Here is a 12,658-nt window from a genome sequence, read left to right as displayed (position 1 = left end):
GTTAAAATGTAAAATTTAACCTAAACCAACTTTGTTATGAGCAACAAGAACAAAAACAGTAAAAAGCTTATCCCGGTGCTGATGGTATTGGTTTGCTTTTTAATGGCAATCAATCTTAGAGCCCAGACGATCTGCAGCAGTCAGACCGGCAATGATGATGGTTATTACTACACCCACTGGACTGATGGAGGCGGGTCAGCTTGCATGACCCTGGGGTCTGACGGTAACTACAGTTACTCATGGTCCAATACCGGAAATTTCGTGGGCGGTAAGGGCTGGAGTACCGGTTCATCCACCCGAGTGATCGGCTACAATGCAGGTAACTATTCACCCAGTGGAAATAGCTATTTGTGCCTATACGGATGGACGACCAGCCCACTGGTAGAGTACTACGTAGTGGACAACTGGGGTAGCTGGAGACCGCCTGGGGCATCGTCCGTAGGGACTGTGACCACTGATGGAGGTACTTATGACTTATACAGAACACAGCGGGTTAACCAACCTTCCATTGAGGGAACCGCTACATTTTACCAGTATTGGAGTGTCAGGAGGTCCAAGCGATCAACAGGAAGCAATAACAACATCACCTTTGCAAACCACGTGAATGCCTGGGCAAGTCAGGGATGGAACCTTGGGAATCACAATTACCAGGTAATGGCTACCGAGGGATACCAAAGTAGCGGGAGCTCTAATGTAACCGTTTGGGATGCTGGTAGCTCTGGCGGAAGCGGCGGTGGAGGCGGTGGCTCCGGAGGGAGCACACCATACCGGTTAAGAGCTCGTAGTACAGATGGTGCCGGGCACGTCAATGTACGGGTCAATAATCAGACAGTAGCTGATTTTACGCTTAGCTCCAGCATGTCGGACTATACTTTTTCCAGCTCGGCATCAGGGGGCATCGTTGTGCAGTTTGATAATGATGCCAGCGGCAGGGATGTGCAGGTAGATTACCTTTCCGTAGATGGTGACTGGAGACAGGCCGAAAATCAGAGTTACAACACCGGAGTATGGCAGGATGGTGATTGTGGTGGATCCAACAGCGAGTGGCTCCACTGCAATGGCTCTATCGGGTTTGGTAATTCCGGTAGCCGGGTAGCCTCTTTCTCTAAAGACCCGGAAGAATCAGTCAGCTTTAGTGCTTATCCAAACCCGATTGTGGATGGACAGTTGTTCATCAACCGCGGCAGTCTCAAAGGAACAGTTACTGCCACCGTGTTGGACCTGGGTGGTAAAAGGCTGCAGTCCAGTCAGTTTGGGGAAACGGATATTCACCAGTTGGACATTAACCTGCCAGACGGCCTGTACCTGCTGGAGGTCAGTGACGGAAATAATCAATTCACGAGAAAACTGGTCATTAAGTAGCTAACCTAACACCCATACAACAAAGAGGCCGTCTCAAAAGCATTTTGAACGGCCTCTGGTTTTTTGTATATATAAGGTATACACTTAAACCTCTTAAGTACAACCTGACATCTTGATAAGGATACTCCATGACGGTTAAATCCGATCAAATGAGGATCTTTGGTTGTTCAATACCTAACCAAATCGGGAATTCAGCCCGGAAAAACGATGAAAAAGACCTATATCATTAGCTGCCTTTACCTGTTGAGCAGTTATATCCTCTTTGCTCAGAGGTATGAAAATCACAGATACTTTTCAGCTGTTCAGGGCCAGACCAGTAAGATGGATTCTGTTTTTGTTAACACCAAAGATGCTGATAAGGTGACTACCAGGATCACAGGGCCACATGCTGATCATTTTGTGGTACTTGGCAAAAAAGTAGAAGATGGGATGCAGGGAGTCACGTTTACACTTCAATACCGCCCAGCCAATGAATTTAGGGGGTTGTCTATAGCAGACCTGAAATTACTGAATTCTTCAGGAAAGCCGATTAATACCTATAAGCTCCGGGGGATGGCATTGACCGGACTGGAGGGGGATCACGAGGCTCCGCTTGAGGAGGTATTCCAAATACTTGACTTGAAGACTTCTCTCGGCTGGAGTAGTCTGGCTAATCACACCCGACCGGAAATGCAGGGAGAAGAAATTCCGTCAGGACTTTTTAAAAGATCAGGTGAAGGTGAGGTGACCATCATGCCAGTCGCCAGGTATTCTCCACCGTGGATTCTTCCTTTTGGCTTTTATACAATTGGTGATGAAGGTCCTGAGATGGAGCAGGTAGGTATCTTGGCCGATAGTGAAAAGTTCCATGAGCAACAAACACTATTTCCTGTACTTACTGCCGGCTCCACTTCTTTTGATCCCGGAGACCAGACTTTTGGTTTTTATGTAGTAAGTCCTACTCATATCAGCTTCTCTGAAGACCATTGGAACCATCTGCGGTATCCAAAGCATGTGGCTCATGCAACGCGCATCTATCCAGCTAAAGACCAGGATGGTGCACTTATTAAAGATACCTATATGGTTTGCTTCGAGGAGGCTCAAAATGGGGATTATAACGACTATGTTTTTATGGTCTCAAACATCGTTCCTGTGGAGTCTGCCTCATTTTTCAGGCCGTTGCTAGGGCAAGACGATCTTACCGGGTGGAAGGTATTTCTGGAATCGAAGGGAGTCAACAATGATCCCGAAAACATATTTACCGTAAATAATGGAGTGCTTCATGATATTGGAAAGGAGCTGGGATATATTATCACCGAGACCTCTTACGACAACTATCATTTCAAACTTCAATTTAAGTGGGGTGAGAAAAAGTGGCCCCCGCGAGACCAGGCCAAAAGAGACAGTGGGATCTGTTATCACATCCCGGAAGATGAAGACGACAAAATATGGCCGCAATCTGTAGAATGTCAGATCCAGGAGGGTGATGTAGGGGATTTCTGGCTGCTGGGTTACAGCACTATAGAAGTAGATGGTAAACAAAACCCACCTCTTCTCCATTCCAGGATGGTAAAATCAAAGGACAATGAGCTTCCAAACGGGGAGTGGAATACCGTAGAAGTGATCACCTTTAATGGTACTTGTGTGCATATCGTCAATGGAGTGGTGGTCAACTATGGGACCAATTCCAGCCTGAGAAAAGGAAGGATACTGTTGCAGTCTGAATATGCTGAGCTCTATTACAGAAATGTAGAGATCAGGGAATTTTAGATAGTAAATAGGAACCATCGATTTTTGGGGCGGTGACTCCTTTCGAAGGGATTCGGTCGGCTTACAGCCCCAATTCCATAAAAACAGATCATAGAGGGAGTGGGGCTTTATTCCGGAATACTTCCTAAACTGAAAGATCCGGATGATCGGTGCGAGGTGGAAATACAATGGCGGATAATGTTTAGTACTTAAGAAAACACCCTGAAAAAACGTTAAAACTCCTATCTTGCCATCATGATACTACCTTCTTTATTTGATTTCGGTTTTCCAACCATCCTTTATTTGTTTTTGTTCTATATCCTCATTAGGGGAGGTTGGCAGACTTACCAGGTAAAAGTTCATAAAATCTCAGCAGGCAAGACCCTGGTACCACTTGGGGCTTCAGCTTTGGTCATCAGCATCATCGCTTATATTCAGAACTATCGGGAGGTTTTTGATGCCATACATGAGGTCGGCGATATAAGTCCCGGGTTAGTTGCCGGTTCTATGCGGGATGCATTTGCCTTCCCAACACTTGGGTTGTTGAGCCTGGCACTTGCTTATCTTTTCAGGTATGTGAACCAATAGACAGGACATTTGTCACTTTACTTAGAAACAAGTAACCGATAACCGATAGACCGAAGGTTTTCGATCTTAATCGTTTCATCCATGCTTAGGTATTTCCTGACTTTGGATATGAAAACGTCCATACTGCGTGCTGCAAAAAAGCCATCCTGCTCCCATATTCGTTCCAGGAAGACTTCACGTTCGATAACCTGATTGGGGTTTTCAAAAAAAAGTTTGAGGATCTTGTTTTCCTTATAGGTCAGTCGATAGTTGAGGTTATTGACTACAAGATATTGGGTATGGAAGTCCAGGCAGGAGTTTCCAAGTCGGATTTGATTCTTTTTGTGGAACAATTGATTGGGCCAATTTTTTACGAAAGTAACTGAATGGAAATACGCCCAGGATAAGAGGATCAGTGCAATTGGAGCAAAGATCCAGAGGTCCATTTTGCTTAGCAAATAGCTTTTCCGTGAGGGAAACAGCACGGCGAAATTTTTATCGATCCCGTCTGGTCCTTTGTAATTATCTGCAGAAGTTGGAGGAACTGTAGACTTCACGTAGTTGCCATGAACTAAAGAATCATCTTCTGCATTGTAAACGCCTATTTCATAATCCAGCTTGAGGTTTCTTGCCGAAAATTCTTTTCGTATCATCGTGTCAATCTTTTGACTGGAGACAGGGCTTTTGGTTGTTACATAAAAATAATTGGAGGATCTTTTCTCAACGCTTGCGTTTTCTGACATGGTATCAGCTACCGTATAGAGGGCTACGGATACCGTATGATCAAACTGTGTGGCATTGGCATCAAAAGCTCTGGAAAACCAATACATCTGGATACATACCAGAAAACCTAAAACGATGCTTCCATAGATAATTAGTTTTTTCACAGGATTTTTGTTTACGTCGTTTAATCCTTTATCAAGTTACAATTGAATGATCATAGTGGAGTTTGAGTTTGATAAAAATAACTTTATCATTTATTAGATGAAAGACTCAGGGCCTTTTTAACATGGATTTAACACTTCTTTACACTGCTTAACCATCATTTTTTAGTCCGCTCGCTATGATTGCCGGATGAAATTATACTCGTTCGACAGAAGCTCGCTTTATTTTATTGTTGCTATCGCCCTTCAGCTTACGGCCTTTCTGCTAATGGCAATGGATCCCTCTGCCTACGGGTTGGGGGTGCTTACTTTATGGGTTGGGCCACTTTTGCTCATTATCGGAATTATACTTCCCATGATTGCGCTTGCTGGTTTCAATTCCCTGCGTGTATGGATAACATACATTAAGAGGGAACCTGTTAAAGCAGCCGGTTTTTTCATCTCCTTTGTAACTCCCTTTGTCACCTACCTGCTCACTTTGGAGCCTACAGCTTCCCTGTGGGATTGTTCTGAGACCATTGCCGCTGCTTATAAGCTGCAGGTACCACATACACCGGGGACGCCACTTACGCTATTGATCGGTCGGTTATTTTCCATGTTGGCTCTGGGTGATGTGGGCCAGGTTGCATGGTTTCTCAATCTCATGTCGGCATTTTTTTCGGCGCTGGCAGTAAGTTTTACCTTTTTGATTACCTGGTATTTTGGAAGCACATTTTTCTCCTCCAGATGGGCATTATTTATTGGAAGTCTTGGAGGAGCGCTGTGTCTGGCTTTTTCGGATTCATTCTGGTTTTCGGCCGTTGAAGCGGAAACCTACGGGCCATCTGTCTTCTTTATGGTATTTCTGATATGGCTTTCCATCCAGGGAGGTAACCTGGATGGAAAAGAGCGAAATCGCAGGATTCTGCTTCTCTCTTATCTGACCGGGTTGTCCTATTGCATCCACCCGATGTGCATCCTAATTCTTCCTGTATGCTTTTTAATCAGGAGATCTAAAACACATGATGGAACATGGAAGCAAATGGCCATGTCTTTTGGTCTGGGTATTATTTACATTTTGTTTATCAGCAAAATTGTAGCTGTTGACCTCTTTGAGTGGGCCTTTCAGATAGATCTGTTTTTGGTCAATCAATGGTCTTTCCCTTTTTACTCCGGAGTATTTGTTTTGTTATTCCTTTTGCTGGGAATAATTTTCCTTATCCGGGTTAAGTATCAAAGATCCGGGTTGATATTGGCTTCTGTCGTTTTGATCATTGCCGGGTTCTCTCCTTACCTAATGCTCTTTATCCGGTCATCCAGGCTTCCGCCCATCAATGAGTTTAGCCCGGGTAATCTCGCAAAGATCAAACCATACATGAACCGGGAATCCTATCCTGGGCGGCCTTTACTATACGGGCCTTACTTTGATGCGAAAATTGATAACGTGTCCACCAAAGCGGAATCATACGTGGTAGAAGAAGGTCATTACAAGTCTGTGGGAGAGATTCCCGAATACCATTATCAGGAAGACAGGATGACCATTCTCCCCAGAATTTACAGTAATGACCCGTCTCATGTAGATACCTATCGCCAGTGGACAGGTTTGGCAGCTGGTGAGAAGCCTCGATTTTCAGATAATTTACGCTTTATGCTGAAGTATCAGCTGGGACATATGTACGGTCGATACCTCATGTGGAATTTTGCAGGCAGGGCCAGTGATGTGCAACATGCCAGCTGGCTGGCTCCATGGCAAGGTTCTTTGGTTAGAACATCCATTGGTTATAACAAAGCCAATAATCAATATTATATGATCCCTTTGTTGCTGGGGCTTTTAGGCATGATCATACAATCTAAACGGGACCGGAAGGGTTTCGTGGCTAACTTGTCATTCTTTCTTATCACGGGGGTCCTGTTGGTTATTTACCTGAACGGCACCCCGAATGAGCCAAGAGAAAGGGATTATATCTATGTGGGCTCTTATACGGCATTTAGTATCTGGATAGGGTTGGGGATGATGAGTATTGCCCAGCTTACCCGAACCGGGAAACTCCCTTACATCTCAGGTTTGGTAGCCCTATGTATACCTGCCTGGATGTTTTATCAGAACCTGGATGATCATGACCGATCGGAGAGGACTTTTCAGATCGATCATGCCAGAAATGTACTTGGCAGCTGTGAAAAGGGAGCCATTCTGTTCACCGGTGGAGACAATGATACATTTCCATTATGGTACCTGCAGGAGGTAGAGGGATACCGGACGGATGTGCGGGTAAAGGTTTTAAGCTATTTCAATGCGGACTGGTACATCAATCAGCTCAGTCGTCCATATTACAATTCTCCCCCGTTTCACTTAACCCTAAAATCCGGAGAGAATCAATATGGTCCCTACGATCCCCTTTACATTCGGGAAACGTTCCAGGCTCCCATCTCCTGGAGCAAGTATATCAATGCTTTGAAAGCCCGAAACCCGCAATTGCTTTTGAAGAGCCCCTCCGGTAGTGAGTACTATTTTTTACCCTCCAGGCAAATAAGTCTCGCTACGACGAAAGGGAGGATGCAGGTTAAAGTGGATGGGTCCTATTTGCCAAAGAGTGAGCTGGCCATCCTTGATTTACTGTACTCCAATGACTGGGAAAGACCGATGTATTTCAATTTCACTTCGCTGAACAGCCTCAATATGAATTTAAAACCTTACCTGAGCCAGGAGGGCCTGGTTTATAAATTAACCTCGGTAAGGAAACCTGGCAATGAACCACAAATCAATCTTGAAAAATCGTATGAAAATCTGGTGCTAAATGCTGATTATACAAACCTGGGCAACCCGGACATTTATTTTAATCATGAAGATTACCAGGCAAGAATGATCACTCCGCTCAGATTTACTTTTAATAGTTTGATAAACAATTTCATGCGAGCAGGGGATATGGAACGAGCTAATGAAATAGCGCTTTTTGCTTATGATAACCTATATTTTGACCATCTGGAACCATCGTATGCTGACCTTCAATTAAGCGGTTTTTTGGATACCCTGGATAGAGCTGAAGAGTCGGAAAAGTTAGTAAATCGGGGTTTTCAGTTTTTTTATAACAAGATTAATAATCAGTTGATCGATGGAGAAATTCCATCAAGAAACGACTTGGTGGTGTTGCAGGAAGCATCAAGGATGCTTAAGAATCCTGATTACTTTAAAAAGTATAAGGCTTTGGTGGCTAAGTTGAGGGACTGAGTATCAATACAATAACTTGACGATAGGGGATGCCTCTTTGTCAAGTCTACAATTACCATCAATAATTTCTTGTTTTGCAGGGTTATATGCATTGCCTTCAACCTCAAACTCACCAGTAAAATCTACATTTTCCAATAAACTTTCTAAGCCACAAAAATCAATTAGGCTTTCATTTTCCTTGATGAAAACACCAATTCCTGCCTGTCTTAGAGAGTGCAGTCCATCAAGATTTGTGAGAGCATTATTAGTTAGATGGAGTCCACCCACAGATTCGAGATTAGATAGGCCATCAATGTTTGTTAGTAAATCAAGATCGTAGATATTTAAGACTCCATTAATATTTTTTAAATGACTTAAGGCATTGATATTTGCGATTGAGGAACTGCCTTCCAGAGATAGCAGCTTTTCAATAGTTTCCAGACCGCTTAATGCGTCTATATTTTGAAGGTTGAAATTTAAAGCTACGGAGAATCGTGCTACTGACTTTAAGCTCTCCAGGCCATCCAGGCTAATTAGGTTACTGTTTCCATAGATTATGGCTGTATCCCTTAATATTCCTAAGCTATTGAGTCCATTAAGGTCCTTGAGACTATGGTTGCCATCTATGAAAAAATCATCTTTTACTTCTTCCAGTGAGTTCAGTCCTTCCAGGCTCTTTAAGGCTTCGTTTTCATGGAGAAAGAGGTCTCCAACTGATGTTAGGTTTTCAATTGCTTCAATTGAGGAAAGAGATGAGTTTGCTATGATGTAAAACTCATTTTCAATGATTTTCAGGCTATCAAGGCCATCGAGAGTTAATAAATTCGGTGCATTATATATTCCAAGATCGTAAAAATCTTTTGCCCCTAATAGAGGCTTAAGGGAATTGACGGATTGGCCGCTAATGTATAATCCGGAAGGATAGTGAGTATAATGCTGTCCGGAAAGGTTGTCTATTTCCTTTTGACTCTCAAGGGCTGTAGGTCCATTGTAAATCCTGATCACTTCAAAATAACCAAGGTTAATAATATCCTCAGCAAAAAGTGTTAGTGGACCTGTGGTTGCCATTTCAGGTACGATTACTGAGATGCTATTTTTACTATCTGCTACAATTTTTGCTTCTATGTTATTGAACTTTATAGTTAACCTGTCAGTTAAGCCTGACCCGTAAATTATGATCGTATCACCTGCTTCTCCAACTCTTGGTTCAAAGGAACGGATAACAGGAACTGGGCTTTCGTCCTTACAACTAATTGAAAAGGTACAGGTTATGAAAAGGAGTATGACTAAAATTCTCAATACCTAATAAGTTAAAAGTTCGGCTCATCAATTTAGAAAAAAACTATCCGTTGATGGTCCTTATGACATGTTTTTAGTGGTAAGTCATTGAGGAACTAACAATTTCTATCACCCCACGCCAAACATCAATAATAGTCAGGCGTTTCCCAAAACATAGCCGTATGGTCCGCATAGCGATAGGGGTAGTTTTCCTTTACCCATTCATTGTATTCCGTAGCGATCCCAATGAAATACTCCTCCTTGACGTCCGTGTAGCCTGGTATGCGCTTTTTTATCTTTCTGGATAGGTTAGTATAGTCTTTTACCAGCCTGGAAGCTTTACCTGCAAAACTCCCCAGATGGAAATTTTCCACAGGTTCACTCATATAGTAAGGCGTTAATGCTGACTCAATGTTATCCCGCTCGATGGGGGAGGTAAAATACTCGCGATACAGGCTAAGAGGTCCTTTCTTGTAAACGATGATAAAATCACCAGCGACCGCATTTCCAATCATCGGGTTTTTCAGCAAAAAACCTTCAAAAACCATATAGGCAATGTCTTCTTTACCAAAGCGTTCAAAGTCACCGGTGAGGAGTGTCGTTTTCTTATCTATGAGCGATTGAAGCCCTTCATATTGCAGGGTGATCTCTTTAGCGGTTCCGTCCCCATAGATGATCAGCAGTGGGTAATCCGTATATTTCACATAGCTATCTGAAACTTTCCAGAAAGTACCATCATTGATCTCAAGCGCTTTTTTCTCGTAGGCTTTTTCAGCAAAAAATGTTTTCCACTTTTCCGTCTCCAGCGGATTGTCCTGCGCAAGCACACAGGACCAATAGCTCATCAATAAGGTCGGTAAAAAATATCGATGCATAGTTCTTCAGTTGCTCTGCTAATTTATATACTTAAAGGCTAAAAGGGAATCAACCCTACCCTGCATAAACTATCCTAAAGAAAAGGATGCCGGGTATGTAATGAACATTTTGCCACTTAGAATTCGATACAAAGAGAGGGCTCATGTTTCTATTTACTAACCGGAATAGTATAATAGTTTTTATTGGAATTGTTTTAAAATATCTGATAAAGTCTCACCTATCTGTAAGAATTAATCTTAAAATTACGTAACTTAGGTTAAAGTAGTTAAGTGTAATCACCAAACAACCAGCCAGATGATCTTATCCGAAAACCTACTTTCCCGATTTTTTAGATTTTCCAGCAATTTTTTTCTATTTATCTTACTTAGCAGTTTGCCATTAGTGGCACTTTTTGCTCAAGAGGATGTAAGCAAGCTGAAAGAGCTTAGTCTTGAGCAACTCCTGGAAGTTAAGGTGACACTGGTATCCAAAAAGCCTGAGCAACTGACCAAAACTGCCTCTGCCATTCAGGTAATTACCTCCGAAGACATTGAGAGGTCCGGTGCTACTTCTCTTGCAGAGGTGCTCAGACTCGCTCCAAACCTGCAGGTGGCTCGTGTCACTTCGCACGGTTGGGCTATCACCTCAAGAGGTTTCAATGGATCACCAATCTCAACAGGTAGTCTGGCGAATAAGCTTCTTGTGATGATTGACGGACGTACGGTATACACGCCTCTCTACGGAGGTGTATTCTGGGATGCCCAACATGTATTGCTGGAAGACATTGACCGGATCGAAGTGATAAGCGGGCCAGGCGGAACGCTTTGGGGAGCAAATGCAGTGAATGGGGTTATTAATATTATCACTAAAAAAGTATCTGAAACCCAGGGACTTTACGTAGCAGGAACCGTAGGGACCTTTTTGAAAAATCAAGAAGCGGTAAGATATGGGGGCAATTTGGGAGATAAACTCTTTTTAAGGGGATATGCCCAGCATTTTGATCAGGGGCATACAGGGTTCAAAGACAGTACAAGCTTTAATGATCAATGGGGAATGACCCAGGGTGGGTTTAGAATGGATTATCTCCCTTCCGATAAAGACAAATTAACAGTTCAGGGAGACCTTTATAAGGTAAAAGAAGGTGATTCGACAACTTCTCGGCTGAACGGTCAGAATGTACTTGGAACCTGGTCACATGCCTTATCCGAAGGCTCTAACCTGCAGGTTAGAGCCTATTTTGACCGAACATGGAGACACATACTTTCCAGTAATTTCAAAGATGAACTTACTACCTATGATATTGATATTCAGCATAATATTTCAGTAGGGGATAAGCAGCAGCTCATCTATGGTATAGGGTACAGATTGAGCAATGACCAGACCAACCAGACCTTTTCTCCCCTTACCCGAAAGATGCCGATATACAGTGGGTTCGTCCAGGATCGGTTCATTCTATTTGATGAAGCGCTGAAGCTAATTGCTGGGGTAAAGTTTGAACATAATGTTTATGTTGGGTTACAAGTCCTGCCAAGTGGTCGGGTTAGCTGGAGTTTAACTGAGAATAATATGATCTGGGGAGCGTACTCTCGTGCTGTTCGATCCCCCACACGATTTGACGTAGACCTGGAATCAGCACCAGGTACAAACTTCACCTCAGAGAAAGTCAATGCCTATGAACTCGGATACCGCCTAAATACCCAGGGGGGCTTGTTTGTATCCTTATCGGGATATTTTAATCAGTATAATGATTTAAGAAGTGTCAATACAGTTGAGAGCCCACCGCCTAATTTTATTTTCGCAAATGATCAGCGAGCCAGATCATGGGGCATAGAAGCCCTGGTAAATTATCGGGTTTCAGATAACTGGAGGTTGAAAGGTGGTTATACCTTTCATGATAAACGGATTACTTCTGTTTCATCGTCTGTTTCTGAAATAAGTGATGAAATAGAAGCCATTGATCCAAAAAATCAGGTTTTGGTCCACTCCATTCTCAATCTCCCTAAAAACATTCAGTTTGATCTGGTAGGTCGCTATGTTGGAGAACTTCAAGCCACAAGTACTCTTCAAGGTGTGCCGGCATACTTCACGTTTGATACCCATATCGCATGGTCCTTTAAGGATTTTAAGTTCTCTGTTGTTGGTCAGAACTTATGGCAGTCGCAGCATATTGAGTTTGCGACTTTGCAGATACCTCGAAATGCATATGTTACGATAGAATGGAGACTAAACGATATATAATGCGCTTTACTAAAAGAATCACAGGTGCCTTCTTCATTGCTGTTATTATTTTGGCAACAGGTTTTTCTACCATGGCCCAGACTACAGGGTCCAGGGAATACCAGGTGAAGGCCGTCTTCCTTTTCAATTTCATTCAGTTTGTAGAATGGCCTCCCGAAACATTCGACGATAATAGTTCTCCATTTGTAATTGGGGTATTGGGGGATGATCCCTTCGGTGCTGTACTTGACAAAACTGTACTCGGGGAGATGATCAAAGGGCGCCCTATAGTGACGGAGAGGTACAAAAGTATCGAAGAAATCAAGGCATGTCACCTGCTTTTCATTTCTCCGTCAGAAAAGAGTAAAATTCCTGAAACTCTCGATAAGTTGAATGGAAATCACATACTTACGGTTGGGGATACCAATGATTTTGCCAGGTTGGGAGGCATAGTCAATTTCACCACAAAAGACGATAAAATACAGTTACTCATTAACCTGGAATCCGCCAAAGCTGCCGGACTGGATATAAGCTCGAAGTTGCTACGGTTGTCAAAAATTGTCTCTACCAAAGAAAGTTAAGC

9 protein-coding genes are annotated in these 12,658 nt (G+C 43.0%); 6 read left to right on the top strand and 3 right to left on the bottom strand.

What is annotated here, in order from left to right:
- Positions 1-36 precede the first annotated feature (36 nt).
- The 3 genes from AC3E9V_RS18825 to AC3E9V_RS18815 all read left to right on the top strand — a co-directional run bounded on the left by AC3E9V_RS18825 (position 37) and on the right by AC3E9V_RS18815 (position 3,678).
- Positions 37-1,362: a glycoside hydrolase family 11 protein gene (locus AC3E9V_RS18825; RefSeq protein ID WP_488749702.1), complete on the top strand. Its 1,326-nt coding sequence runs from the start codon at positions 37-39 to the stop codon at positions 1,360-1,362.
- 207 nt (positions 1,363-1,569) lie between these two features.
- Entirely contained in the window at positions 1,570-3,111 is a 1,542-nt protein-coding gene (locus AC3E9V_RS18820) for a 3-keto-disaccharide hydrolase (protein WP_488749701.1), read from the top strand.
- A gap of 234 nt (positions 3,112-3,345) precedes the next feature.
- Positions 3,346-3,678 carry a hypothetical protein gene (locus AC3E9V_RS18815; protein WP_488749700.1) on the top strand — a complete coding sequence of 111 codons (333 nt, stop codon included), beginning with the start codon at positions 3,346-3,348 and terminating at the stop codon, positions 3,676-3,678.
- Positions 3,679-3,695: 17 nt separating this feature from the next.
- On the opposite strand, the gene AC3E9V_RS18810 is transcribed toward AC3E9V_RS18815, so the two are convergent.
- Complete coding sequence (locus AC3E9V_RS18810; RefSeq protein ID WP_488749699.1) at positions 3,696-4,544, bottom strand: winged helix-turn-helix domain-containing protein; 849 nt, start codon at positions 4,542-4,544, stop codon at positions 3,696-3,698.
- 187 nt (positions 4,545-4,731) lie between these two features.
- Here AC3E9V_RS18810 and AC3E9V_RS18805 point away from each other — a divergent pair, with 187 nt between their 5' ends.
- Complete coding sequence (locus AC3E9V_RS18805) at positions 4,732-7,746, top strand: glycosyltransferase family 117 protein (RefSeq protein ID WP_488749698.1); 3,015 nt, start codon at positions 4,732-4,734, stop codon at positions 7,744-7,746.
- 3 nt (positions 7,747-7,749) lie between these two features.
- Here AC3E9V_RS18805 and AC3E9V_RS18800 read toward each other — a convergent pair whose 3' ends face one another.
- A complete protein-coding gene (locus AC3E9V_RS18800; RefSeq protein WP_488749697.1) occupies positions 7,750-9,024 on the bottom strand; it encodes an IPT/TIG domain-containing protein in 1,275 nt (424 codons plus the stop codon).
- Between the two features lie 125 nt (positions 9,025-9,149).
- Positions 9,150-9,848, bottom strand: coding sequence for a hypothetical protein (locus AC3E9V_RS18795; protein WP_488749696.1), 699 nt, complete (start codon positions 9,846-9,848; stop codon positions 9,150-9,152).
- Positions 9,849-10,260: 412 nt separating this feature from the next.
- Here AC3E9V_RS18795 and AC3E9V_RS18790 point away from each other — a divergent pair, with 412 nt between their 5' ends.
- Entirely contained in the window at positions 10,261-12,096 is a 1,836-nt protein-coding gene (locus AC3E9V_RS18790) for a TOL_0244 family TonB-dependent receptor (RefSeq protein WP_488749695.1), read from the top strand.
- Entirely contained in the window at positions 12,096-12,656 is a 561-nt protein-coding gene (locus tag AC3E9V_RS18785) for a TOL_0243 family YfiR-like periplasmic protein (RefSeq protein WP_488749694.1), read from the top strand. The genes AC3E9V_RS18790 and AC3E9V_RS18785 overlap by 1 nt, the downstream gene beginning before the upstream one ends.
- Positions 12,657-12,658 lie beyond the last annotated feature (2 nt).

It is taken from the genome of Marinoscillum sp. HNIBRBA16962, from assembly GCF_057801515.1.
Note: the sequence above shows the minus strand (reverse complement) of the source record. Positions and strands in the feature narration are given on the sequence as shown.

What these genes read in the sequence shown, in the direction of transcription:
- AC3E9V_RS18805 (WP_488749698.1), top strand. Translation starts at nt 4,732, where the DNA reads ATGAAATTATACTCGTTCGACAGAAGCTCGCTTTATTTTATTGTTGCT.
- AC3E9V_RS18820 (WP_488749701.1), top strand. Translation starts at nt 1,570, where the DNA reads ATGAAAAAGACCTATATCATTAGCTGCCTTTACCTGTTGAGCAGTTAT.
- AC3E9V_RS18825 (WP_488749702.1), top strand. Translation starts at nt 37, where the DNA reads ATGAGCAACAAGAACAAAAACAGTAAAAAGCTTATCCCGGTGCTGATG.
- AC3E9V_RS18815 (WP_488749700.1), top strand. Translation starts at nt 3,346, where the DNA reads ATGATACTACCTTCTTTATTTGATTTCGGTTTTCCAACCATCCTTTAT.
- AC3E9V_RS18785 (WP_488749694.1), top strand. Translation starts at nt 12,096, where the DNA reads ATGCGCTTTACTAAAAGAATCACAGGTGCCTTCTTCATTGCTGTTATT.
- AC3E9V_RS18795 (WP_488749696.1), bottom strand. Translation starts at nt 9,848, where the DNA reads ATGAGCTATTGGTCCTGTGTGCTTGCGCAGGACAATCCGCTGGAGACG.